This window comes from Streptomyces sp. NPDC017943 (assembly GCF_044328425.1).
Lineage (GTDB): Bacteria > Actinomycetota > Actinomycetes > Streptomycetales > Streptomycetaceae > Streptomyces > Streptomyces djakartensis_A.
In genome coordinates this window covers 69,556-93,425 of record NZ_JBIRHH010000005.1, presented here as the reverse complement: position 1 = coordinate 93,425, position 23,870 = coordinate 69,556, and the positions used below count along the sequence as shown (strand labels likewise).

At 72.8% G+C, this 23,870-nt stretch carries 17 protein-coding genes; 5 read left to right on the top strand and 12 right to left on the bottom strand.

Features of this window, described 5'->3' with window-relative positions:
- Positions 1-202 precede the first annotated feature (202 nt).
- Positions 203-3,121: a glycoside hydrolase family 48 protein gene (locus ACH4C6_RS17400; protein WP_398109435.1), complete on the bottom strand. Its 2,919-nt coding sequence runs from the start codon at positions 3,119-3,121 to the stop codon at positions 203-205.
- A gap of 552 nt (positions 3,122-3,673) precedes the next feature.
- Here ACH4C6_RS17400 and ACH4C6_RS17395 point away from each other — a divergent pair.
- The 3 genes from ACH4C6_RS17395 (at position 3,674) to ACH4C6_RS17385 (ending at position 7,248) form a co-directional block, all read left to right on the top strand.
- Positions 3,674-5,395, top strand: coding sequence for a glycoside hydrolase family 6 protein (locus tag ACH4C6_RS17395; RefSeq protein ID WP_398109434.1), 1,722 nt, complete (start codon positions 3,674-3,676; stop codon positions 5,393-5,395).
- A 145-nt stretch (positions 5,396-5,540) separates the two neighbouring features.
- Positions 5,541-6,452, top strand: a complete 912-nt coding sequence (locus ACH4C6_RS17390) for a class I SAM-dependent methyltransferase (RefSeq protein ID WP_398109433.1) — start codon at positions 5,541-5,543, stop codon at positions 6,450-6,452.
- Between the two features lie 94 nt (positions 6,453-6,546).
- Positions 6,547-7,248 carry an SDR family oxidoreductase gene (locus tag ACH4C6_RS17385; RefSeq protein ID WP_398109432.1) on the top strand — a complete coding sequence of 234 codons (702 nt, stop codon included), beginning with the start codon at positions 6,547-6,549 and terminating at the stop codon, positions 7,246-7,248.
- A 99-nt stretch (positions 7,249-7,347) separates the two neighbouring features.
- Here ACH4C6_RS17385 and ACH4C6_RS17380 read toward each other — a convergent pair whose 3' ends face one another.
- The 3 genes from ACH4C6_RS17380 to ACH4C6_RS17370 form a co-directional block, all read right to left on the bottom strand.
- Positions 7,348-8,139, bottom strand: a complete 792-nt coding sequence (locus tag ACH4C6_RS17380) for an aldo/keto reductase (protein ID WP_398109922.1) — start codon at positions 8,137-8,139, stop codon at positions 7,348-7,350.
- Between the two features lie 157 nt (positions 8,140-8,296).
- Positions 8,297-10,123, bottom strand: a complete 1,827-nt coding sequence (locus ACH4C6_RS17375) for an AMP-dependent synthetase/ligase (protein WP_398109431.1) — start codon at positions 10,121-10,123, stop codon at positions 8,297-8,299.
- Between the two features lie 331 nt (positions 10,124-10,454).
- The gene (locus ACH4C6_RS17370; protein WP_398109430.1) at positions 10,455-11,333 is read right to left on the bottom strand and encodes a LysR substrate-binding domain-containing protein; all 879 of its coding nucleotides are present in this window, start codon (positions 11,331-11,333) and stop codon (positions 10,455-10,457) included.
- A gap of 139 nt (positions 11,334-11,472) precedes the next feature.
- On the opposite strand from ACH4C6_RS17370, the gene ACH4C6_RS17365 reads away from it, so the two are divergent.
- A complete protein-coding gene (locus ACH4C6_RS17365; RefSeq protein ID WP_398109429.1) occupies positions 11,473-12,510 on the top strand; it encodes a bile acid:sodium symporter family protein in 1,038 nt (345 codons plus the stop codon).
- Here the strand turns inward: ACH4C6_RS17365 and ACH4C6_RS17360 are convergent.
- The 3 genes from ACH4C6_RS17360 to ACH4C6_RS17350 form a co-directional block, all read right to left on the bottom strand.
- Entirely contained in the window at positions 12,446-13,681 is a 1,236-nt protein-coding gene (locus ACH4C6_RS17360) for a DUF4185 domain-containing protein (RefSeq protein WP_398109428.1), read from the bottom strand. The two genes, ACH4C6_RS17365 and ACH4C6_RS17360, sit on opposite strands and share 65 nt — an antisense overlap.
- A gap of 11 nt (positions 13,682-13,692) precedes the next feature.
- On the bottom strand, positions 13,693-15,564 hold the full coding sequence (locus ACH4C6_RS17355) for an exo-alpha-sialidase (RefSeq protein WP_398109427.1): 1,872 nt from the start codon (positions 15,562-15,564) through the stop codon (positions 13,693-13,695).
- Positions 15,565-15,725: 161 nt separating this feature from the next.
- Positions 15,726-16,643 carry a zinc-binding alcohol dehydrogenase family protein gene (locus ACH4C6_RS17350; protein ID WP_398109426.1) on the bottom strand — a complete coding sequence of 306 codons (918 nt, stop codon included), beginning with the start codon at positions 16,641-16,643 and terminating at the stop codon, positions 15,726-15,728.
- A 103-nt stretch (positions 16,644-16,746) separates the two neighbouring features.
- Here ACH4C6_RS17350 and ACH4C6_RS17345 point away from each other — a divergent pair, with 103 nt between their 5' ends.
- Positions 16,747-17,184, top strand: coding sequence for a MarR family winged helix-turn-helix transcriptional regulator (locus ACH4C6_RS17345; protein WP_398109425.1), 438 nt, complete (start codon positions 16,747-16,749; stop codon positions 17,182-17,184).
- Between the two features lie 89 nt (positions 17,185-17,273).
- On the opposite strand, the gene fdhD is transcribed toward ACH4C6_RS17345, so the two are convergent.
- From fdhD to ACH4C6_RS17320, 5 genes are read right to left on the bottom strand one after another with little or no spacing between them, the layout of a single operon-like run.
- On the bottom strand, positions 17,274-18,122 hold the full coding sequence (gene fdhD / locus ACH4C6_RS17340; RefSeq protein WP_398109424.1) for a formate dehydrogenase accessory sulfurtransferase FdhD: 849 nt from the start codon (positions 18,120-18,122) through the stop codon (positions 17,274-17,276).
- A gap of 7 nt (positions 18,123-18,129) precedes the next feature.
- Positions 18,130-18,990 (bottom strand): 2Fe-2S iron-sulfur cluster-binding protein, encoded by an 861-nt coding sequence (locus ACH4C6_RS17335; RefSeq protein WP_398109423.1) that lies wholly within the window; start codon positions 18,988-18,990, stop codon positions 18,130-18,132.
- Entirely contained in the window at positions 18,987-20,810 is a 1,824-nt protein-coding gene (locus ACH4C6_RS17330) for an NAD(P)H-dependent oxidoreductase subunit E (protein WP_398109422.1), read from the bottom strand. The genes ACH4C6_RS17335 and ACH4C6_RS17330 overlap by 4 nt, the downstream gene beginning before the upstream one ends.
- 6 nt (positions 20,811-20,816) lie before the next feature.
- Complete coding sequence (locus ACH4C6_RS17325; protein ID WP_398109421.1) at positions 20,817-22,742, bottom strand: molybdopterin oxidoreductase family protein; 1,926 nt, start codon at positions 22,740-22,742, stop codon at positions 20,817-20,819.
- Positions 22,739-23,710, bottom strand: a complete 972-nt coding sequence (locus tag ACH4C6_RS17320; protein WP_398109420.1) for a 2-dehydropantoate 2-reductase — start codon at positions 23,708-23,710, stop codon at positions 22,739-22,741. Before ACH4C6_RS17320 ends, ACH4C6_RS17325 begins: the two co-directional genes overlap by 4 nt.
- Positions 23,711-23,870: the final 160 nt, after the last annotated feature.

Genomic DNA, 23,870 nt, shown 5'->3' with positions numbered 1-23,870 from the left:
CCGGCCCGCTCGGCCGGCCCGGACCCCTGCGGCCGGTGGATCCGGGGGGTGGGCGGATCGCGTCCCCCACGGGGACGTGCGGAGGCCGGGCGGCTCCCCTGCGGGGGGAGCCGCCCGGCCGTGGTGGCCCCGCGTCAGGTGCGGGACCGCGTACGCGGGGCCTCGGACGCGCCCGGCTCGCACGGGCGGCGCCCGGCGGGGGCTATTCGAGAAGCTCCGCGTACGAGCCCATGGCCAGGGCGATGTCCGCCTGGGCCCAGAACCGGTGATAGGTGAACGACGGCACCGCACCGCCCGCGAGATAGCTCTCGATCTTCGACCACGCGGGGTCGTCCTCGTAGAAGGAGCGGATCGAGTCGAACGTCGACGACGAGTTGATCGCGTCACCGTTCGGCATCGTGCCCGTCCAGCCGCTCGGGATGTACACCGGGTCGTCGAACCGGTTGTAGTCCGCCCGGTTCTCCGGCACGGCGATGCCGAGCGCGTCCTGGTGGTTGTCCCACATGCCGTCCAGCAGCTTCTTCGCCGCCGCCGCGGCCTCCGTGTCACCGGAGCGGTCCGCGTAGTACGTCAGGGTCTTGGCGTACGCGGCGGCGACACCGACGTCGTCGGTGTAGTCGGCGACACTCACGTGCAGCCCGCTGTTGGCGCCGGGGCTGGACGCGTTCCAGGTGTCGGGCCGGCCCGACCACTTGAGCGTCGAGGGGACGCGGTAGGTGCCGTCCGGGTGGAACGTGGTCTCGGACAGCGCCCAGTCGACCCACTTGTCGAGGACCGCCTTGGCCTTCGCGTTTCCGGTCTGCTGGTACAGCTCGGCGACGCGCTCCATGGACCACGCCTGGAAGCCGAACCACTGGTTGGAGGGCGGGTCGTGGTACACGGGCTTCTCGTCGTAGTACATGCCGTAGAACGTCGGCGTGCCCGCGGGCGGGGTCGCGTACCGGCCCGCCCAGCTGTTGGTCGCGCCACCCGCGATCGCGCCCTCGTCCGACTGCAGCCAGCGGTAGAACTCCAGCTGCCGGTCCATGGACTTGGCCCAGTCCGCCGCGCCCGTCGCCGACTTGGGCTTCAGCGGCGCGTAGTTGCCGAGCGCGTAGGCCGCCAGGGGGTTCTGGTAGCCGCCGTGGGCGTGGCTGGAGCCGATCCGCCAGGCCCAGCCGGCGCTCGTGTCCGTCGCGCCGCCCCAGGCGTAGTACCAGGACATCAGGTAGAACGAGGCGTCCTTGCCGGTGCCCGCGGGGCAGGCCGAGGGACCGATGCAGTTGCCGACCTTCTTGAAGTACTTGTCGAACATGGAGTAGCGCAGGTAGTCGCCCATCTTGGCGGCCTTGCCGACCGTCGCGGAGACGGCCGAGCCCTTGCCCTGCTCCTTCGCCCACAGGTCCGCCCAGTAGGCGGCCTGCACGGCCCGCGCGTCGGCGTCCGGCGCGTTCGTGAACTTCCACTGCTTGGCGTAGGAGGCGTCACCGGTGAACAGGTCCAGGAAGCCGTTCTTCCCGCCGTACTTGAAGGCGTCACAGGTCGGCTGCGGGACCGTCTCCCACACCGACTCCTGGGCGCCGCGCTGGAAGGTGTTGATGTAGGACGGGCCGGTGTCCGAGGGGCCCGCCTCGCACTTGCCGGGGGCGTTGCCGAAGCCGTAGACGTTGTCGACGTCCTGCAGCCAGTGCATGCCGTAGACGTCGTCCGTGCCGTACGCGCTCTTCAGCTCGGCCGCGATCGGGTCGGACCCGGCGGTCACACCGCTGTCGAGCCTGGCCGGGTACTCGTTCGGCGTGTCCAGCTCGGGCGCGTAGGTGGCCGGCTTGGACGGGTTGTAGAACGAGTTGGTCGGCTGGTCGGCGTGGGTGGGGATCATGTACTTCTCCATCAGCTCCCACGCGCCGTTGAACTTGGACCAGTCACCGGTGACCTTGCCGTACATGGCCTGCAGCCACAGCAGGTAGCTGTACGCCTCCGACGTGGTCTCGTGGCCGTGGTCCGGCGCCTCGACGATCAGCGTCTCGACCGAGTGGTAGGGGATGCCCTCGGGGGAGAAGTAGCCGTTCGCCGGGTTGGTGATCTTCCCGTAGAGCTCCAGGAAGCGGGCGTCGTAGACCTTCGCCGCCGCCAGCTGGGTGACGGTGACGGCGGCCTTCGCGTGGCCCGGGGCCGTCGACTCGAACACCGCCGACCCGGAACCGGAGCCCGCCGCCGTCACGGTCACCTTCTGCGCGGTGTTCCAGTTCTGCGGCGTGAAGGTCAGTGACGCTCCGCCCGTGACCGACAACGCCGAGTTGCCGCTCGCCCGGGCCGAGGTCACCGTCACGTTCGCGGTGGGCTGCTTCGACAGCTTCACCTCGTACGTGCCCGACTTGCCCGACTGGACGCCCAGTTGCAGGGGGGAGGCCACCACGGTCGGGCCCGAGGAGACGGTGATGCCGACCGGGGTGGAGCCGGCGGAGGCGCCCGTGCTGTCGTACGCCTTCGCCACGAGGGAATGGCCGCCGACCGCCAGGTCGGAGACGGAGAGCGTGTAGGGCGCGCTCGTGTCGGTGCCGAGCAGCGTGGTGTCGTCGTGGAACTCGACCTTGTCGATCGTGGCGCCGTCCGCGGCGGCTGCGGTCGCCGCCAGGGGGACGGCCTGGCCCTGCGTGTAGACCGCGCCCGCGGCCGGGCTGGTCAGCACGGCGATCGGCGGCTGGTGCGCCCCCGTGCAGGCGGTGCCGTTGACCGAGAAGGAGGACGGAGCGGTGTTGGTGCCGCTGTAGGAGAACTGCGCGCCGGTGGAGACGGCGGCCCCGGCGGCGATCCGGGCGTTGTGCGGGGCGTTGCGCACGGTGATGGTCTGCCCGGACTGCGACCAGGTGCCGTTCCAGCCGTTGCCCAGCTTCTGGTTGCCGGAGTACGCGTAGGTCAGGGTCCAGCCGTCGATGGCGTCCGCGCCGCGGTTGGTGAGCGTCAGGTCCACGGTGAAGCCGGAGCCCCAGTCGTTCGCCTTGTAGTCCACACTGCACCGAAGTGGCGCCGCCTGTGCGGGAGTCGACCCTGAGGAGAGCATCGTCAGCGGAAGGGCGAGGGCCGCGACTGCGGCGGTCCACAGCCGACGTACGGCTCTCCCTCTCCGGGGTGGGGGATGCATGATGCCGGTTCCTCCTTGCGGCTCGGAGAAGTCACGTCCTGAACCAGTGGGAGCGCTCCCATAGTGCGGACCGGTCAGGTACCGGTCAAGGTTCGCGAAGAGTCGAAAACATTCGACGGGCCGGACCAGGTGAGACGCGCGGCCCCGGGAGTGCAGGTCGGAGCCCGGTTCGAGAAAGTCGGCAACTCCCCTGTCCATTCGCGGGAGTTGCCGCTACCTTCCATGACACCAGTGGGAGCGATTCCATCAGTCGGCACCCGTGTCACCGGATGCCCGAGCTGCAAGGAGTCGCTCATGCGACACCCCCCGCATTCCGTACGTCGAGCCACCACCGGCGACACCGCCCGTGCGTGGTGGCCGTCCGCTGCCCAGGCACCGGGCCCGTAGAACGCCGCGCCGGCCCCGCATGCCCGCGGACACCCCGGCGCGCACCACGCACGCCACGCACACCTGCGGACTCCGTAGGCACTCGGCGACACCGCACACGCCCTCGGGGAAACCGCACGCCCTCAGGGACACCGCACGCACCCCACGGAAGAGGAACCCCCACTCATGAGCCGTACCAGAACCGCGTTACTCGCCGCCACGGCCCTGGTCGCCGGAGCGACCGGGACCGCCTTCGCGGTCGACCCGGGCGGCGCCGGCGCCGCCGCCGTCCCCTGCACGGTCGACTACACGATCCAGAACCAGTGGAGCACCGGCTTCACCGCCGCCGTCACCGTCACCAACCACAGCGCGGCCAAGTCGTCCTGGTCGCTGAAGTGGTCCTACGCCGGCAACCAGAAGGTCGCCAGCGGCTGGAACGCCCGGATCAGCCAGAGCGGCACCGCCGTCACCGCCGCCAACGAGAGCTACAACGCCCAGCTGGCCACCGGCGGTTCGGTCAGCTTCGGCTTCCAGGGCAGCTACAGCGGCAGCAACGCGATTCCCGCCGCCTTCACTCTCGACGGCGTCACCTGCAACGTCGACGGCGGCGGTCCCGGCGGCCCCACCGACCCGCCGGACCCGGGCGGCCCCTCCGGCCGGGTGGACAACCCCTACGAGGGCGCCAAGGTGTACGTCAACCCGGAGTGGTCCGCGAAGGCCGCCGCGGAACCGGGCGGCAGCCGGGTCGCCAACCAGCCCACCGGCGTCTGGCTGGACCGGATCGCCGCCATCGGGGGCGTCAACGGCGGCATGGGCCTGCGCGACCACCTCGACGAGGCCCTGCGCCAGAAGGGCTCCGGCGAGCTCGTCGTCCAGCTCGTCATCTACAACCTGCCCGGCCGGGACTGCTCCGCCCTCGCCTCCAACGGCGAGCTCAAGGCCGACGAGATCGGCCGCTACAAGACCGAGTACATCGATCCGATCAAGGCGATCCTCGCGGACTCCAAGTACGCCTCGCTGCGGATCGTCACCACCGTCGAGATCGACTCGCTGCCGAACCTGGTCACCAACACCGGCAGCCGCCCGACGGCTGTTCCGCAGTGCGACGTGATGAAGGCCAACGGCAACTACGTCAAGGGCGTCGGCTACGCGCTGAACAAGCTCGGTGACGTGCCGAACGTCTACAACTACGTCGACGCCGGGCACCACGGCTGGATCGGCTGGGACGACAACTTCGGCCCCTCCGCGGCCCTGTTCAAGGAGGCGGCGACCGCCGAGGGCGCCACCGTGAACGACGTCCACGGCTTCATCACCAACACGGCGAACTACAGCGCGCTGAAGGAGGAGAACTTCGCCATCGGCGACAGCGTGGCCGGCAAGTCCGTCCGCGAGTCGAAGTGGGTCGACTGGAACCGCTACACCGACGAGTTGTCCTTCGCCCAGGGCTTCCGCAACCAGCTCGTCTCGGCCGGCTTCCCCTCCGGCATCGGCATGCTGATCGACACCTCCCGCAACGGCTGGGGCGGCAGCGCGCGGCCCGCCGGTCCCGGCCCGCAGACCTCCGTCGACGCCTACGTCGACGGCGGCCGCTACGACCGCCGGATCCACCTGGGCAACTGGTGCAACCAGGCCGGAGCGGGCCTCGGCGAACGCCCGCGGGCCAACCCGGCGGCCGGGATCGACGCCTACGTGTGGATGAAGCCGCCGGGCGAGTCCGACGGGTCGAGCAAGGCCATCGACAACAACGAGGGCAAGGGCTTCGACCGCATGTGCGACCCGACCTACACGGGCAATCCGCGCAACAACAACAACATGTCCGGCGCCCTGCCGGACGCACCTGTCTCCGGGCACTGGTTCTCCGCCCAGTTCCGGCAACTGATGCAGAACGCCTACCCGCCGCTGTCCTGACCTCCTGAGGGCCCGTCCGCAGGGGCCCGCCGGGCCTTCCGGCCCGGCGGGCCCCTGCGGGATTTTTGCTCAGGCGGCAACACCGGTGGCCTTCTCGCGGTGCGTCGGCGCACGCTGGCCGCATCCGAGCGAGAGGCTGAGCACCATGGCGCATCGGCACGACCCCCACCACGAGCACGAGCACACGGCCGGGCAGGGCCGTCACCACGGCCACACGGACGTGGACTGGGCCGAGATGGGCCCGCTGCTCGAGTCCTCGGCCGAACTCTTCGCGTCCCTCTACGAGCGGGCGCTGGGCTGGCTGGCGCAGGAGGTGACCGAGCCGGGGCTGATCGTGGACGCGGGCAGCGGGCCGGGTGTCGTGGCGTGCCTGTTCGCGGAGACGTTCCCGGGCGCGCGGATCGTCGCGGTGGACGGCTCGCAGCCGCTGCTGGAGCGGGCCACGGCCCGGGCCGAGCGGCTCGGCGTCGCGGACCGCTTCAGCACGATCGCCGGCGAACTGCCCGACGTGCTCGGCGAGCTGGACTACCCGGCGGATCTGCTCTGGGCCAGCCGCAGCCTGCACCACCTCGGCGACCAGCGGGCCGCGCTCGCCGCGTTCGCGGCGCGGCTGGCGCCCGGCGGCACCCTCGCCCTCATGGAGGGCGGGCTGCCCCCGCGGTTCCTGCCGCGCGACATCGGCACGGGCCGGCCCGGGCTCCAGGCGCGGATCGACGCGGTGCAGGCCGAGTGGTTCACCCGGATGCGCACCGACCTGCCCGGACACGTGGCCGAGACGGAGGACTGGCCGGCCCTGCTGTCGGCCGCGGGCCTGAAGCACACCAGGACCCACAGCTTCCTGCTGGACCTCCCGGCGCCCGTGCCGGACCGGGTCCGCGCCCACCTCGTGGCCACCCTGTCGCACATGCGCGACCAGCTCGCCGAAGGGCTCGACGCCGAGGACCTCGCGACCGTCGACCGCCTCCTCGACCCCGGCGACGAGGCGAGCCTGCACCGCCGCCCGGACGTGTTCCTCCTGGAGGCCCACACGGTCCACACGGCGGTCCGGCCGGGATAGCCCGCGGGCGCGGCACCGCCCCCTTGACTTCGAGAGCACTTCACCTGATGGACTCCCCGGCACCCACCACCCGGTCCACCCACAGGGGGAATCCATGTCCGAGTCCCGAGTAGCACTCATCACCGGCGGCGGCAGCGGCATCGGCGCCGCGGTCGCACGGCACCTGCTGGACGCCGGGCACCGGGTCGCCGTCACCGGGCGGGGGGAGGAGCGGCTGCGGCACTTCGCCGAGGAGCTGGGGCGGCCCGAGGGGCTGCTGACCCTCACCGGTGACACCGCCGAGTACGAGGACGTCCGGGCGGCCGTCGACTCCACCCTGAAGGCGTTCGGCCGGCTCGACGCGGTCGTCGCCAACGCCGGGTCCGCGACCCACGACACGGTCGGCGAGGGCGACCCGGCGGGCTGGAGGGACATGGTGCTGACCAACGTCCTCGGCCCGGCGCTGCTGATCCGGGCGTCCGTCGGCGCGCTGAAGGAGACGCGCGGCCGGATCGTGCTGATCGGCAGCGTGGCCGGGTTCGTGAACACCCCCGGGAACCTCTACGGCGCCACGAAGTGGGCCGTGACCGGACTGGCCGAGAACACCCGGCGCCAGGTCACCGAGTGGGGTGTGGGCGTCACCCTGGTCGCGCCCGGCCGGACGGAGACCCCCTTCTGGGACTCCTACGGCAGCCTCCCGCCCGGCCATCTCCTCACCGCCGGCCAGATCGCCGACTCGGTGGTCTGGGCGATCGGGCAGCCGGCCGGTGTCGACGTCAACACGATCGTCGTGCGGCCGCTGGGCCAGCCCGTCTGAGCGGACCGGGCACCGCCACGGGGGCGGAACCGGCGGCGCCCCGGCCCGCGAGCCGCGAGGGCTCCGGGCCGGGGCGCCGCGCGTCGCGCGGGACACCGCTCAGGCGTCGTTGAACTCCGCCGGGTGCGGGCCGATGCGGCGGTCCTCGTTCAGGGCGCTGATCGCGGCCAGGTCCTCGTCGTCGAGGCTGAAGTCGAAGACCTCGATGTTCTCCTTGATCCGCGACGGCGTCACGGACTTCGGGATCACCACGTTGCCCAGCTGGAGGTGCCAGCGCAGCACGACCTGGGCGGGGGTGCGCCCGTGCTTGCGGGCGATGGCGACGATCGCCGGGACCTCCAGCAGGCCCTTGCCCTGGCCCAGCGGCGACCAGGCCTCCGTGGCGATGCCGTGCTCCGCGTGGTACTCACGGGCGGCCTGCTGCTGCAGGTGCGGGTGCAGCTCGATCTGGTTCACCGCGGGGACGACCGACGTCTCGCCGATCAGCTTCTCGAGGTGCTCCGGAAGGAAGTTCGAGACGCCGATGGCCTTGATCCGGCCGTCGGCGTGCAGCTTCTCGAACGCCTTGTAGGTGTCGACGTACAGACCCCGCTCCGGCGTCGGCCAGTGGATCAGGTACAGGTCGACGTAGTCGAGGCCGAGCTTCTCCAGCGACGCGTCGAAGGCGCGCAGGGTGGAGTCGTACCCCTGGTCGGCGTTCCAGAGCTTGGTCGTGACGAAGAGTTCCTCGCGGGGGACGCCGGACGCGGCGACGGCCTTGCCGGTGCCCTGCTCGTTGCCGTAGATCGCCGCTGTGTCGATGCTGCGGTACCCGGCCTCCAGCGCCGCCGCGACGGCCGTCTCGGCCTCGTCGTCCGGCACCTGCCAGACGCCGAAGCCCAGCTGGGGCATCTCGACGCCGTTGTTCAGGATGATCGGGGGGACCTTGCTCACGAGCTCTCGATCCTTCGGTTTGCGGTCAGGTGTGCTCCCATCCTCAACGATCACGTGCCGTGATGCATTCCTGACGGGAGGATTCCGAAGCGACGAATGCCCCGTACGGCAGCGGTCACGCCCGGTACAGCGCCTCGACCTCGGCCTCGTAGGCCTTCTCGATCGCCCGGCGCTTGAGCTTCAGCGAGGGCGTCAGCAGCCCGTGCTCCTCGGTGAACGGCTGGGCCAGGATGCGGAAGGTGCGGATGGACTCCGCCTGCGAGACCAGCGTGTTGGCGGCCACGACCGCGCGCCGCACCTCCGTCTCCAGGTCCTCGTCGCGCACCAGCTCCGCCGGGGACAGCCGCGGCTTGTTCCGCATCGCCAGCCAGTGCTCGACGGCCTCCTGGTCGAGGGTCACCAGGGCGGCGATGTAGGGGCGGTCGTTGCCGACGACGATGCACTGGTTGACCAGCGGGTGGTCCCGGACCCGCTCCTCCAGCACGCCGGGCGAGACACTCTTGCCGCCGGAGGTGACCAGGATCTCCTTCTTGCGGCCGGTGATGGTCAGGTAGCCGTCCTCGTCGAGCACACCGAGGTCGCCGGTGGCCAGCCAGCCGTCGTGCAGGGTCGCGTCGGTGGCCTTGGGATTGTTCAGGTAGCCCTGGAACACGTTGTCGCCGCGCAGCCAGATCTCACCGTCGTCCGCGATGTGGACGGTCATGCCGGGGATGGGCCGGCCGACGGTGCCGAAGCGGGTGCGCCCGGGCGGATTGGCCGTGGCGGCCGCCGTGGACTCGGTGAGCCCGTAGCCCTCGTAGATGTGCACGCCCGCGCCGGCGAAGAACAGGCCCAGGCGCCGGTCCATCGCCGAGCCGCCGGACATGGCGTGCTTGATGCGGCCGCCCATCGCCGCGCGGATCTTGGCGTAGACCAGCTTGTCGAACAGCTGGTGCTGCATGCGCAGGCCGGCGGAGGGGCCCGGGCCGGTTCCCCAGGCCTTCGCCTCCATGGCGTCGGCGTACTTGACGGCGATGTCCACGGCCTTCTCGAAGGGGCCGGAGCGGCCCTCCTTCTCGGCCTTGCGGCGGGCCGCGTTGAACACCTTCTCGAAGATGTACGGCACGGCCAGGAAGAACGTCGGCCTGAAGGCCGCGAGGTCCGGCAGCAGGGCCGCCGCGTTCAGCTGGGGCTGGTGGCCGAACTTCACCTTCCCGCGGATCCCGGCGACCTGCACCATGCGCCCGAAGACGTGCGCGAGCGGCAGGAACAGCAGGGTCGTGGCCTCGTCGCCGCGCCGGGAGTGGAACACCGGCTCCCAGCGCTCGATGACGGTGTCCGCCTCGTACATGAAGTTGCCGTGCGTGAGCAGGCAGCCCTTGGGCCGGCCGGTGGTGCCCGAGGTGTAGATGATGGTCGCGACGGAGTCGGGCGTGACGGCCTGGCGGTGGCGGTGCACCACCTCGTCGTCGAGGTGGGCCCCGGCGTCGTACAGCTCGTGCACCGCGCCCGCGTCGAGCTGCCACAGCCGGCCCAGCCGCGGCAGCCGGTCGATGACGGTGGCGATCGTCATGGCGTGGTCCTCGTGCTCCACGATCGCGGCCGTCACCTCGGCGTCGTACAGCATCCAGAAGCACTGCTCGGCCGACGACGTCGGGTAGACCGGCACCACCTGGGCGCCGACGGTCCACAGCGCGTAGTCGAAGAGGGTCCACTCGTAGCGGGTGCGGGACATGATCGCGACACGGTCGCCGAACCGGACGCCGCTCGCGAGCAGCCCCTTGGCCAGGGCGAGCACCTCGTCGCGGAACTCGGCGCTCGTGACGTCCCGCCACTGCCCGGTGTCGTCCTTGCGGCCCAGCGCGACGTGCTGCGGATCCTCCTCGGCATACCGGAAGACCACGTCGGCCAGACCGCCCACCGGAGGTGCCGACGCCGACGGAGGGTTGGTGAACTCGCGCAAACCCCGCTCCCGCTCCTCAGCGCTTCGGTTGGGTGACGCCCCGCACAGCGCCGTGAAAGCTACCCCACGCGACCGGGGCACGGGAGGGGGGCCGAAGGTGAGCAGGGCTCTCGTCCCCGCTGGTCAGCGGGGGAAAATGCGCTCACATGGGGAAGGGTCGGACACATTCCTGACGGTTGAGTAAGTTTCGGTGCCGTAATCTCCACCGAATCTGTACGACCGGGCGGCCGACCGGGCCGCCGAGCGGTGCGGCGCCGGGAAGTGTCTCTTCTGTCAGCGCACCGCGGCCGCGATCCGTCACTGCTCACGCCGGATCCCGCCCGCCTCCGGGTCACAGGCCCTTGCGTCCGCTGCGGCGCAGCCGGTCCCCGCCCGACAGCAGCGCCGCCGCCAGGGCGTCGGCCGCGCCCTGTGCGGACGGCCGGCGCCGGCCGTGGACCACGACGAAGTCGACCTGCCCGAGCTCCGGCAGTCCGGCCCGCTCCGGCATCCGGACCAGCCCCGGCGGGATCAGCCCCCGCGAGTGGGCCATCACGCCCAGCCCCGCCCGGGCCGCCGCGAGGAGACCGTTGAGGCTGCCGCTGGTGCACACCACCCGCCACTGCCGGCCCTGCCGCTCCAGGGCCTCCAGGGCCAGCGCGCGGGTGATGCCGGGCGGCGGGTAGACGATCAGCGGCACCGGCCGGCCGGGGTCGAGCCGCAGGCCCTCCGCGCCGATCCACACCAGCCGGTCCTGCCGCACCAGCTCGCCCCGCGGGTCCTCGGGCCGCCGCTTGGCCAGGACCAGGTCCAGCTTCCCGGCCGCCAGCTGCTCGTGCAGCGTGCCCGACAGCTCGACCGTCAGCTCCAGGTCGACCTCCGGGTGCTCGTGCCGGAAGGCCTCGAGGATCTCCGGCAGCCGGGTCAGCACGAAGTCCTCCGAGGCGCCGAAGCGCAGCCGCCCGCGCAACCGGGTGCCGGTGAAGAAGGCCGTCGCCTGCTCGTGCACCTCCAGGATGCGCCGGGCGAAGCCGAGCATCGCCTCGCCGTCCTCGGTCAGCTCCACCGAGTGGGTGTCCCGGCTGAACAGGGTCCGCCCGGCGGCGTCCTCCAGCCGCCGGACGTGCTGGCTGACGGTCGACTGGCGCAGCCCGAGCCGCCGCGCGGCCCGGGTGAAGCTCAGCGTCTGCGCCACCGACAGGAACGTGCGCAGATGGGCGGGGTCGTACACGCCCCCACGCTATCGCGGATCGCGATAGCAGTGAGTGCGGCATACGGGATTCCCGATCGCCGGACCGGGGAGCAGGATGGAAGGGGGCCGTACCGGCCCCGCACCGAAGTACCGCCGCAGCACGAGCAAGTGGAGCACCGTGAAACGCCTGCACCGGCCCCGTCGGCTGCCGATCGACCCGTACATCCTGCTGCTCCTCGGGACGGTGGGGCTCGCCGCCCTGCTCCCGGCACGCGGGCAGGCCGCCGACGCGGCCTCCTGGGCCTCCACGGCGGCCGTCGCCCTGCTGTTCTTCCTGTACGGCGCGCGGTTGTCCACCCGCGAGGCGCTCGACGGGCTGCGGCACTGGCGGCTCCACGTCACCGTGCTGGCCTGCACCTTCGCCGTCTTCCCGCTGCTCGGCCTGGCGGCCCGGGGCCTGGTGCCGGTGATCCTCACGCACCCCCTCCACCAGGGGCTGCTCTTCCTCACGCTCGTGCCGTCGACCGTCCAGTCCTCCATCGCCTTCACCTCCATCGCCCGCGGCAACGTGCCCGCCGCGATCTGCGCCGGTTCCTTCTCCTCCCTCGTCGGGATCGTCGCCACCCCGCTGCTCGCCGCATCGCTGCTCGGCAGCAGCACCGGCTTCTCCGCCGACTCGGTGCTGAAGATCGTGCTCCAGCTGCTCGTGCCGTTCCTCGCCGGGCAGGTGCTGCGCCGCTGGATCGGCGGGTTCGTCGCCCGCCACAAGAAGGTCCTGTCCCTGGTCGACCGCGGCTCGATCCTGCTCGTCGTCTACACGGCGTTCAGCCAGGGCATGGTGCAGGGCATCTGGCACCAGGTCAGCCCCGCGCGGCTGGGCGGGCTGTTCGCCGTCGAGGCGGTGATCCTCGCCGTGATGCTCGCGCTGACCTGGTACGGCGGCAAGGCGCTGGGCTTCGGCCGGGCCGACCGGATCGCCCTGCAGTTCGCCGGCTCCAAGAAGTCCCTGGCGGCCGGACTGCCCATGGCGAGCGTCCTGTTCGGCGCGCAGGCCGCGCTGGCGGTGCTGCCGCTGATGCTGTTCCACCAGATGCAGTTGATCGTGTGCGCGGTGATCGCCAAGCGGCGGGCACGGGACCCGGAGGCGCGGCTCAGCGGGGCGGAGCCAGCCGCAGCGTCACGAAGCGCGGTCGGTACAGGGACACGTTCCGGCTGAGCCGGTCGGCCGCGTCCGCGAGGTCCAGCCAGTTGACGTCGTAGCTCAGCACCAGCCGCCCCCCGCCGCTCAGCACGGGGTGCGCCTGCGGGTTGTAGGCGGCGACCCCGCCCTGCGGCAGCGGAGGGGTGAACTCCTTCGCCGGGCCGTGCCACGGCCCCTCCTGGGAGCACGCCCAGTAGGAGGCGACCGTGGTCAGGCCCCTCGCCCCGGTGGCCATCGTGAACAGCACGTACGTCCCCTCGTCCCGCACCACCGAGAACGCGCTGCCCACGCCTCTGCGCCGCCCGTCGCCCAGCACCGGCCGGGGCCGCGCTCCGGGCACCCACTCGGCACCGCTCCAGTACTCCCAGGCCGCCGGGTCGGCGAGGGCGCCCCGCGGCACCCGGGCCACGTAGGCGTGCGAGGCGGGGCGGGCGGCGGGCCGGCCGTCGTCACCGCCGTAGACGTACGTCCAGCCGTCCCGCGCCACCAGGGTCGTGCCGAACAGCACCCGCCGGGACGGGTCCGGCACGCGGCTCTGGTCCAGGACCTCGGCGACCGACTCCAGTTCCAGCCGCGGCAGCGACAGCGTGGCGACCTCGGTGGCGGTCGGGACGCCGTAGATCCAGGGGGCCTGGCCGGTCGTGCGCACCCACAGCAGCACCCGGACCACCTGCTCGGCGGAACCGGGGGAGCGGGGCTCCACGCGGGCGGCGACCGGCCAGCGCCACCGGCCGGGTGCGGGGTCGGCGAACAGCGGGGCGGGCAGGGTCGACTCGAGCCGCCCGTCGCGCATCAGCACCGCCGAGTTGCGCACCATCGGCGCGGTCGCGTCCCGCCAGGCGACGGGCTCCCCGACCGGGTTGGGCGGGCCGTGCACCCGGCCCAGGTAGGTGTCCGAGAACAGCCACAGCACGCGGCCGTCGGGCAGCCGCACCGAGTGGGTGCCGTCGCCGCCGGTCCAGTCGTCGGTGCGCGCGGCGTCGTCGCCGTAACGGGCGAACTCGCCGGTGAGAGGGTCGTCCACCCGCCAGGAGGCGACGGTCCGGGCCCGGCAGGGCGCGTCGTCCGGGCCGTCGTCGTCCGGCAGGGCGACGAGCAGCGCGGCGCCGAGCACCAGGGCCAGCAGGATGCCGAGCCCGGTGCCCGTGCGCTGACGTGCTCGTGGTGCGTCCGTGTCGTCCGGCACGTCGCGTGACGTTAGTTGCTCCCGCTCACCCGGTCCATGGGCAGGTGCAGCACGGTGCCCCGGGAGGCCGCGCCGGTTGCACCGGACGCCAACTCCCCGTCGGACAGGGCCCGGTTCCACACCCGGACCTCGTCGACGTCCCCGGTGAGGAACGCGCGGCTGTCCATGCGCTGGCCGATGTGCACCCCGAACGGCGAGTCGCGGCTGACCGAGCCCGGCACGTCGGCGGTGGTGAGGGCGTGGCCGTCGACGAAGAGGGTCAGCCTCCCGCCGCCGCGGCGCAGCGCCAGGTGGTGCCAGCGGCCGTCGTTGCGGGCGCCGGCGGCCGACACGGAGGCCGTCCGGACGGTGCCGGCTCCCGAGCGGGTGGTGATCAGCGCCCGGATCCGGTCGCCCGCCGGTTCCCCGCGCAGCCACACCTGGGGCTGGGCGCCGCCCGTGCCGCCCATCCACAGGAACGGCTGCTCCCCGGCCGCCGCCGCGTGGCGGAAGTGCAGCGAGGCGGTGAAGTCGCCCTCGCCGAGGGCCAGTCCGGTGCGGTGGGGCAGCCGGACGGCGTCGTCGGCACCGTCGAAGGACAGGGCGCCGCCACGCACCCCGTCCGTCCGCCGGGCACCGCCCAGGACGGCCGCCGGAGCGGCGCCCGGCGCGGTGTCGGGGGTGGTGGGGTCGGCGCCCCGGCGGGGCGCCAGCCAGTCCTCGGTGAAGCGCGCGAACCGGATCTCGTCGCGGGCGTCGGCCGCGCCGCCCTCGTAGAGCAAGCCCACCGTCCGGTCGTCGACCGCCGTCATGTCGGAGTAGCCGGACCAGTCCCGTGTGACGAGCGTGCCGCGGTCCACGCTCTCCCAGGTGCGTCCGCCGTCGTAGGAGGAGCGGACCATCATCGTGCGGCGGCGGTCGGGTTCGGCCGGCGCGGACAGCAGCAGCCGGTCGCCCAGGCGCAGGGTCGCGCCCTGGACCTGCGGGGTGTAGAGGTCCGGGAGGGCGCGGAAGGGGGCGGCGAAGGTGTCGCCGCCGTCGTGGCTCAGGGCCTGGGAGCGGTGGCCGGGGTCGGTGCCGTCCTGCTCGCGGCCGCTCACCAGGACGGCCCCGTCGGACCGTTCGGTGAGCGTCAGCTCCGACGGCTTCTGCCGGAACGCGCCGTCCGGCGCGACCGGCCAGGTGTCCGTGGCGCCGATCCTCCAGTGCTCGCCGCCGTCGTCGCTGACGACCAGTGCGGCGTGGTTGGCGGTGACGCGGGAGCCGTCCCACGTCTCGGCGTTGACGCCGAGCACGAGCCGGCCGGCGTGCGCGCCGCGGGCCAGCTGGATGCCGTGCACCGGCCCGGTGGCGTACCAGGCGTTCCACGGCGCGGGCCGGACCTGCCCGCTCAGGTCGCGCGGCCTCGACCAGGTCCGCCCGTCGTCGTCGCTGTGCTGCACGTGCGGGATGCGGTCGCAGGGCAGGGCGCAGTCGCCGGCGTCGCCGCGCCCGCTGTTGTACGTCTGGGCCAGCAGGATCCGGCCGGTGCGACGGTCCACGACGGGCGTCGGGTTGCCGTGCGTGTCGCCCCCGCCCTCGGTGACGACCCGCAGCGGGCCCCAGGTGCGGCCGCCGTCGGTGGAACGCTTCACGACGATGTCGATGTCACCGCCGTCACCGCAGCCGAGGACCCGGCCCTCGGCGAAGGCCAGCAGCGTGCCGCGGGAGGTGCGCACGAGCGCGGGGATGCGGAAGCAGGCGTATCCCGGGTCCCGGGCGGCCGTGAAGAGGACCTGCTGCGTGAACTCCGGCGCGAGGGCGGCCGGCCGGCCCCGCGCCGGACCGGCGGGCAGGAGCACCGCCCCGGCCGCGACCAGGGCGGTGAGGGCGGAACCGCGAGGTGAACGACGGCGTGACGGCATGGGGCGACCTGTCCTTGAGGGGCCCGCCGCCCGGACGGCCGGGACCGGGGGACGCCCGCCCGGTCACCCGGAACGGCATCCCCTGCCCGGCCCGCGGGCCGCGGACGGTGCGTGGCTTCGCTGATCCCCCCCGGGAACGCGGGTCGGGGCACGGACGCCGGTCAGGGCACGAGGACGACCTTGCCGAGGTTGGACCGGCCCTCGATCTCGCCGTGTGCCTTCGCCGCGTCCTCCAGGGCGAACCGCCCGTGCACGACGGGCCGGACCTCACCGGCCACGAACAGCCGCCACAGCTCCCGGCGCCACTGCTCGTACAGCTCGGGCCTGCCGCGGGCGACCCGGGCCGTCTGGAACCCGATGACCGACTTCGCGCCGACGAGCAGGTCGTACGCCTGGATGGCGCCGCCCCCCGAGCTGTACGCCACCAGCCGCCCCTCGGGGACGAGGGCGTGCAGGGCCCGGGTGAGCAACTCCCCGCCGACGGCGTCCAGGACGTAGTCGACGGGGGTGCCCCAGCTCGCGTCGCCGTAGGAGATGACGTGGTCGGCACCGAGGCCGCGCACGAAGTCGGCCTTGCCCGGGTCGGAGACGGCGCCCACGACGCGTCCCGCGCCGCGGGTCCTGGCCAGTTGCACCGCCAGATGGCCGACCCCGCTCGCGGCGGCCGTGACCAGCACCGCCTCACCCGGCTCGGGGCGCGCCGCCTCCAGGGCGCCGAGGGCGACCAGGCCGCTGCGGACCAGGGCCACCGCGTCGACCGCGCCCGCCTCGTCCGGGACCGGGGAGGCCATCGCCTCGTGGAGCAGCGCGTGGTCGGCGTAGCCGTGGCCGAGGCAGAGCCCCGTCACGCGGTCACCGGTGGCGAAGTCGGAGACACCGTCGCCCACGGCCGTGACCACCCCGGCGATCTCCCCGCCCAGCGGGACGGGTTCCGCGGCCTCGGCGACCTTGCGGACGACCGGGAGCGTGACGCCGATGGCCTCCGTGCGCACGAGCAGCTCCCCGGGGCCCGGCTCGGGGAGCGGCGCCTCCTCGACATACAGGGGACCGCCTGGACAGGCGTAGCGGACGCGGCGCATCACACCTCCGGAACCGTTGGCGGGCCCAACGAAATCGTTGGGGAGCCCAACGGTATCGGAGGATCATAGGAACACCCAACGATTACCTGGTTAGGCTGCGCCCATGTCGGAAGCCCCCCTGCCCGCGATCCGCTCCCTGCCCAGCTGGCTGCTGGGCCGTGCCGCCGCCCGCGGCCGGACCCTGGTGGCCGAGGCGCTGGCCGCCGAGGACATGCGGATGTGGCACCACGTGGTGCTCTCCGCCCTCCGCGACCTCGCCCCCGTCGCCCAGGCCGATCTGGGCCGGGCGGTCCGCCTCGACCCGAAGGACCTCGTCGGCGTCCTCGACGACCTCCAGGCGGCCGCCCTGGTGGTGCGCGCACCCGATCCGAGGGACCGCCGCAAGAACGCCGTGTCCCTCACCGCGGCGGGCGGCCGGCTGCTGGAGCGCTGCGAGGAGGCGGTCCGCGCCGCCAACGACGAACTCCTCGCGCCGCTGTCGCAGGCCGAACGGGAGCAGTTCACCGGCATGCTGCGGCGGATATCCGGCATCGCCGGCTGACGGTCACGGGCCGAGACGGGGCCCCTGCGGCGCAGGGGGCGCTCCCCGCCGGTCGGGGCCCCGCCGCCGTGCAGCGGAGGGGACCGGTCTCAGCCCTGGGCGGCCGCGGCCCGCACGGCGATACGGCCCTCACCCGCGTACACGTTCATGGAGGCGCCCCGCAGGAACCCGACCAGCGTCAGACCCGTCTCGGCGGCCAGGTCCACCGCCAGCGAGGACGGCGCGGACACGGCGGCCAGCACCGGGATGCCGGCCATCACGGCCTTCTGCGCCAGCTCGAAGGAGGCCCGGCCCGACACGAGCAGGACCGCCCGCGACAGCGGCAGCCGCCCGCTCTGCAGGGCGCGGCCGACCAGTTTGTCGACCGCGTTGTGCCGGCCCACGTCCTCCCGGACGTCGAGCAGTTCGCCCTCCTCGGAGAACAGCGCGGCCGCGTGCAGCCCGCCGGTCCGGTCGAACACCCGCTGGGCCGCGCGCAGCCGGTCGGGCAGGCTCGCCAGCAGCTCGGGCGTCACCCGCACCGGGGGAGTGTCGGCGATCGGCCAGCGGGCCGTCGTGCGGACGGCGTCCAGCGAGGCCTTGCCGCACAGTCCGCACGACGAGGTGGTGTAGACGTTGCGCTCCAGCGTGATGTCCGGGACCACCACACCGGGGGCCGTCGTCACGTCGACCACGTTGTAGGTGTTCGAGCCGTCGGCCGTCGCCCCGGCGCAGTACACGATGTTCTGCACGTCCTGCCGGCCGGCCAGCACCCCCTCGCTGACCAGGAAACCGGCGGCCAGCGCGAAGTCGTCCCCGGGCGTGCGCATGGTGATGGCCAGGGGCTTGCCGTTCAGCCGGATCTCCAGCGGTTCCTCGGCGACGAGCGTGTCGGGCCGGCTGGAGACCGCCCCGTCCCGGATGCGGAGCACCTTGCGTCGTTCCGTGACTCGTCCCATGTCCTGATCAGTCCCGGTTCTGTACGTGCTGGTAGCCGAAGCGGCCCTTGATGCAGAGATTGCCGTGGGTCACCGGGTTGTCGTGCGGCGAGGTGACCTTGACGATCTCATTGTCCTGTACGTGCAGCGTCAGGTTGCAGCCCACTCCGCAGTACGCGCACACCGTGGTCGTCTCCGTCTGCCGCGACGGGTCCCAGGTACCCGCCGCGCGCATGTCGAACTCGGACTTGGCGGAAAGTGCGCCCGTGGGGCACACCTCGACGCAGTTCCCGCAGTACACGCACGCCGAGTCGGTCAGCGGCGCGTCGTGCTCCACGGCGATCCGCGCGTCGAAGCCGCGCCCGGCGACCGCGATCGCGAAGGCGTTCTGCCACTGCTCGCCGCAGGCGTCGACGCACTTGTAGCAGAGGATGCACTTGTCGTAATCGCGCACGTAGAGGTCGTTGTCGACCCGCGGCTCCTCGTCGAGCCGGGCCGCGTCCGGGCCGAAGCGGTCCGGCTTCGCCTCGTACTCCTTGAGCCACTCGGCGACCCGGGGCGTGGTGGACAGGTCGACGGAGGACGCGAGCAGTTCCAGGACGATCTTCCGGCTGTGCCGGGCGCGCTCGGTGTCCGTGCGGACCTCCATGCCCGGCTCGGCCCTGCGGGAGCAGGCGGGGACGAGGGTCCGGGCGCCCTCCACCTCCACGACACACACCCGGCAGGCGTTCTTCGGCCGCAGGGTGTCGCCCTCGCACAGGGTCGGGACGTCCTTGCCGGCCGCCCGGCACGCGTCCAGGATCGTCGAGCCCTCCGGGACCCGGGCCTCCTGCCCGTCCAGGGTGAACTCCAGCATCCGGCGCGGGATCCCCAGCGGTGTCACGGTCATGCGTACGCCCCCAGACGGTCGATGGCGGATTCCACGGCGTTCCACGCGGTCTGCCCCAGACCGCAGATCGAGGCGTCCCGCATCGCGCGGCCGACCTGCCGCAGCAGGGCGACGTCCCCGGCGGCGCCGGCACCGGTGCGGTCCACGATCCGGCGCAGCGCCTCCTCCTGCCGCACGGTCCCCACCCGGCAGGGCACGCACTGCCCGCACGACTCGTCGCGGAAGAACTCGGCGATGCGCAGCAGCAGCCGGGGCAGGGACACGCCGTCGTCGAAGGCCAGCACGACACCGGAGCCCAGGGTCGTGCCCGCCTCGCGCGTGCCCTCGAAGGTCAGCGGGATGCCGGTCTCGTCGGCCCGGACGAAACCGCCGGCCGCCCCGCCGAGCAGCACCGCCCGCAACCCGTCCCGCACCCCGGCCAGTGCCAGCACCTCGCCCAGGGTCGCGCCGAACGGCACCTCGTAGACGCCCGGCCGCTCCACACTGCCCGAGACGCAGAACAGCTTCGGTCCGGTCGATCCCTCCGTCCCGATCGCCGCGTACGCCGGGGCGCCCATGGTCAGGATCGGCAGGACGTTGACCAGCGTCTCCACGTTGTTCGCGGTGGTGGGCCTGCCGAACAGGCCCTTCTCCACCGGGAACGGCGGCTTCGAGCGCGGTTCGCCCCGGTGGCCCTCGACAGAATTGAACAGGGCCGTCTCCTCGCCGCAGATGTAGGCACCCGCACCGCGCCGGATCTCGATGTCGAAGGCGTACCCCTGGCCGAGGACGTCGTCGCCCAGCAGCCCCCGGGCCCGGGCCTGCCCGATCGCGTGCTCCAGCCGGCGCAGGGCGCGCGGGTACTCGCCGCGCAAGTACAGGTAGCCCCGGTGGGCACCGGTGGCGTACCCCGCGATGGTCATGGCCTCGACGAGCGCGTACGGGTCGCCCTCCATCAGCACCCGGTCCTTGAAGGTGCCGGGCTCCGACTCGTCGGCGTTGCAGACGAGGTAGTGCGGGCGGTCCGGCTGGGAGGCGGTGGCCTGCCACTTGCGCCCGGTGGGGAAGGCGGCTCCGCCCCGGCCCAGCAGACCGGAGTCGGTGACCTCGCGGATGACCCCGGCCGGCCCCAGCGCGAAGGCCCGCCGCAGTGCGGTGTAGCCGCCGTGGGCCCGGTAGTCGTCCAGGGACGCCGGGTCGACCACGCCCACCCGGTGCAGCAGCATCAGCCCTTCCTGCCCGGCCTGGGGCACCGCGAGCGAGGCGGGCGGTTCCTCGGGGGCCGAGTCGGGGGCGCTCGCCGCGAGCACGGCGCCCTCCACCGTCGCCGGGGCCGCGACCGCCGTGCGGACCGGGTCCCCGGCCCTGATGGCGAGTGCCGCCGGGGCACGCTCGCACAGGCCGAGGCAGGGACTGCGTTCCACACCCACCCCGCCGCGCGGACCGAGCCGCTCCTCGATCCCGGCGCACAGCTCCGGGGCCCCGGCCGCCGCGCACGCCAGGTCGGTGCACACGTGCAGCACGGTCGCCGGACGCGGCCGCACCGAGAACATGGCGTAGAAGGTGGCGACCCCGTACGCCTCCGCCGGCGGCACGGTCAGCCGGCGGCACAGGTAGCCGAGGGCGCCCTCGCTGATCCAGCCGATCCGGTCGTTGATCGCGTGCAGCCCCGGCAGCAGCAGCTCGCGGCGGTCCCGGGCCTCGCGTCCGCCGCGCGCCCACCGCAGATCCGCATCGGTGCGGTCGGCGCCCTCCCAGGAGGACTCGGGAGGCCCGAGCAGGGCGTCGACGGCCGCCCGTTCCTCGTCCGTCGGTTTGCCGTCACCGAAGTGCAGGTCCACGTGCGTTCACCCCACGATGGTCGCGATGGGCAGCTTCTCGATCCGGATCGCCGACGCCTTGAACTCCGCCGTCCCGGCGATCGGGCAGTTGGCCTCGATCGTCAGCGCGTTGGTGTCCACCTCGTCGGGGAAGTGCATGGTCATGAAGGCGAGCCCGGGGCGCAGCGCGGGGTCCACCCACACCGGCGCCGTCACCGACCCGCGCCGCGAGGTCACCCGCACCTGCTCCCCGACCACCACCCCGTAGTGCTCGGCGTCCTCCGGGGACAGTTCGACGTACTCGCCGCGCCGCAGCGGGGAGGCGTAACCACCGCTCTGCACCCCGGTGTTGTAGGAGTCGAGGCGCCGCCCGGTGGTGAGCCGGACGGGGTACCGCTCGTCGGTGAGGTCCACGGGCGGGTCGTGCCGCACGATCCCGAACGGCGCGAGCCGCCCGCGCCGGGCCGGCTCGGGGTCCCACAACCTGCCGTGCAGGTAGGGCGGTTCGAGCCCGTCGGTGCTGGGGCAGGGCCACTGGATGCCCTGGTGCTCCTCCAGCCGCTCGTAGGTCATGCCGTAGTGGTCCGGCGAGAGGGACCGCAGCTCGTTCCACACGGTCTCGGCGTCGGCGTACTTCCAGTCGTGGCCGAGGCGGGCCGCGAGGTCGCAGAGGATGTCGATGTCCTCGCGGGCCTCGCCGGGCGGGGTGACGGCCCGGCGGACGCGCTGGACGCGCCGTTCGCTGTTGGTGGTGGTGCCCTCGGTCTCCGCCCAGCCGGCCGTGGCGGGCAGGACGACGTCCGCCAGCTCGGCCGTCCTCGTCAGGAAGATGTCCTGCACGACCAGGAAGTCGAGAGCCTTCAGCCGCCGTACGGCCTGTTCGCTGTCGGCCTCCGACTGGGCCGGGTTCTCGCCGATGCAGTAGACGGCCCTCAGGCTGCCGTCCTCCATGGCCTCGAACATCTCGGTGAGGTTCAGGCCGTAGTGGGGCTGGATGACGGTGTCCCAGGCCGATGCGAACTTCAGCCGCGTGTCGGGGTCCAGGATGTCCTGGAAGCCGGGCAGCCGGTTGGGGATCGCGCCCATGTCACCGCCGCCCTGCACGTTGTTCTGCCCGCGCAGCGGTTGCAGCCCCGATCCCCAGCGGCCCACGTGCCCGGTGAGCAGGGACAGGTTGATCAGGGCGCGCACGTTGTCGGTGCCGTTGTGGTGCTCGGTGATGCCGAGCGTCCAGCACAACTGGGCGCGCTCGGCCCGGGCGTAGGCGTGGGCCAGCTCCCGGATCGCCGCGGCCGGCACGCCCGTCACCTTCTCGGCGAGGGACGGCGTCCACGGCTCGACCAGGGCCCGGTACTCCTCGAAGCCGGTCGTGGCCCGCTCGACGAACGCCTCGTTCACCAGCCCGGCGTGGATGATCTCGCGGCCGATCGCGTGCGCCATCGGGATGTCCGTGCCCACGTTCAGGCCCAGCCAGCTCTCGGCCCACTCGGCGGTCGACGTCCGGCGCGGATCCACCGCGTACATCCGCGCACCGTTCCTGATCCCCTTCAGCACGTGCTGGAAGAAGATGGGGTGCGCGAAGCGGGCGTTGGAGCCCCACATCACGATCACGTCGGTGTGCTCGATCTCCTCGTACGACGACGTGCCGCCGCCCGAGCCGAACGCCGCCGACAGCCCCGCCACGCTCGGGGCGTGGCAGGTGCGGTTGCAGGAGTCGACGTTGTTGGTGCCCATGACGACCCGGGCGAACTTCTGCGCCACGTAGTTCATCTCGTTGGTGGCGCGGGCGCAGGAGAGCATGCCGAAGGCGCCGCGGTTGCGTTCCAGGCCGCGGGCCACCCGGTCCAGGGCCTCCTGCCAGGTGGCGCGGCGGAACGGCTCGTCGCGGGAGTCCCTCACGAGCGGGTGGGTGAGCCGGGTGTAGGTCCTGGGGGTCCGGTCGCGTTTCCTCATGCGGCGCTCCTCAGCGCGAGCAGGTCCGAGAGGGCGTGCACGGTGCGCAGGGTGGGCACGTCCACGCCAGTGATCTCCGCCAGTTCGACGACGGCCGCGAGCAGGACGTCGAGTTCGAGCGGTTTGCCGCGCTCCAGGTCCTGGAGCGTGGAGGTGCGGTGGTCGCCGACCCGTTCGGCGCCCGCGAGCCGGCGCTCGACGGACACCCCGACCTCGCACCCCAGGGCCTCGGCGACCGCGAGGGTCTCGGTCATCATGATCTCGATGACCCTGCGGGTGCCGCCGTGCCGGCACATCTGCCGCATGGTCGCGCGGGCCAGGGCGCTGATCGGGTTGAAGGAGATGTTGCCGAGCAGTTTGACCCAGATGTCACTGCGCAGGTCCGGCTCGACCGGGCACTTCAGGCCGCCCGCCCGCAGGGCCTCGGAGAAGTCGAGGCAGCGCGCCGAGCGGCTGCGGTCGGGTTCGCCGAGGGAGAACCGGGTGCCCTCCACGTGCCGTACGACGCCCGGCCCTTCGAGTTCGGTCGCCGCGTAGACGACGCAGCCGACGGCCCGTTCGGGCGCGAGCACCGCACTGACCGCGCCGCCGGGGTCCACGCTCTCGATCCGGCGGCCGTCGTGGGGGCCGCCGTGCCGGTGGAAGTACCACCAGGGGATGCCGTTCTGGGCCGCCACCACGGCCGTGCCCTCGTGCAGCAGGGGCGCGACGAGCGGCCCGCACGCCGCGTACGCGTTGGCCTTCAATCCCAAAAAGACGTAGTCGGCCGGGCCGACCTCGCCGGGGTCGTCGGTGGCGTGGGGGTGCGCGGTGAAGTCGCCGCGCGGGCTGAGCACCCGGACCCCGTGCCGCCTCATGGCCGCCAGGTGCGGTCCACGGGCGATGAGATGCACGTCGGCGCCCGCGCGGTGGAGCGCGGCGCCGACATAGGCGCCGATGGCACCGGCACCGAGAACTGCGACTTTCACGAAGGCACTCCGTTCGGTTCGAGGGATACCGCGGAGGTGGGGAGCCAACGGCGGCTGTCCGGCCCGCCCTTGGCTCGTGCGCGACTTGTGTCGACGAAATATTGTCTACAGTATGGAAGTTGCCGCGGCAAGGGTCCGTGCGCCGACCGTTCGGCGCATG

What these genes read in the sequence shown, in the direction of transcription:
- ACH4C6_RS17400 (WP_398109435.1), bottom strand. Translation starts at nt 3,121, where the DNA reads ATGCATCCCCCACCCCGGAGAGGGAGAGCCGTACGTCGGCTGTGGACC.
- ACH4C6_RS17390 (WP_398109433.1), top strand. Translation starts at nt 5,541, where the DNA reads ATGGCGCATCGGCACGACCCCCACCACGAGCACGAGCACACGGCCGGG.
- ACH4C6_RS17380 (WP_398109922.1), bottom strand. Translation starts at nt 8,139, where the DNA reads ATGCCCCAGCTGGGCTTCGGCGTCTGGCAGGTGCCGGACGACGAGGCC.
- fdhD (WP_398109424.1), bottom strand. Translation starts at nt 18,122, where the DNA reads ATGGGACGAGTCACGGAACGACGCAAGGTGCTCCGCATCCGGGACGGG.
- ACH4C6_RS17395 (WP_398109434.1), top strand. Translation starts at nt 3,674, where the DNA reads ATGAGCCGTACCAGAACCGCGTTACTCGCCGCCACGGCCCTGGTCGCC.
- ACH4C6_RS17345 (WP_398109425.1), top strand. Translation starts at nt 16,747, where the DNA reads ATGTCGGAAGCCCCCCTGCCCGCGATCCGCTCCCTGCCCAGCTGGCTG.
- ACH4C6_RS17335 (WP_398109423.1), bottom strand. Translation starts at nt 18,990, where the DNA reads ATGACCGTGACACCGCTGGGGATCCCGCGCCGGATGCTGGAGTTCACC.
- ACH4C6_RS17355 (WP_398109427.1), bottom strand. Translation starts at nt 15,564, where the DNA reads ATGCCGTCACGCCGTCGTTCACCTCGCGGTTCCGCCCTCACCGCCCTG.
- ACH4C6_RS17385 (WP_398109432.1), top strand. Translation starts at nt 6,547, where the DNA reads ATGTCCGAGTCCCGAGTAGCACTCATCACCGGCGGCGGCAGCGGCATC.
- ACH4C6_RS17350 (WP_398109426.1), bottom strand. Translation starts at nt 16,643, where the DNA reads ATGCGCCGCGTCCGCTACGCCTGTCCAGGCGGTCCCCTGTATGTCGAG.
- ACH4C6_RS17325 (WP_398109421.1), bottom strand. Translation starts at nt 22,742, where the DNA reads ATGAGGAAACGCGACCGGACCCCCAGGACCTACACCCGGCTCACCCAC.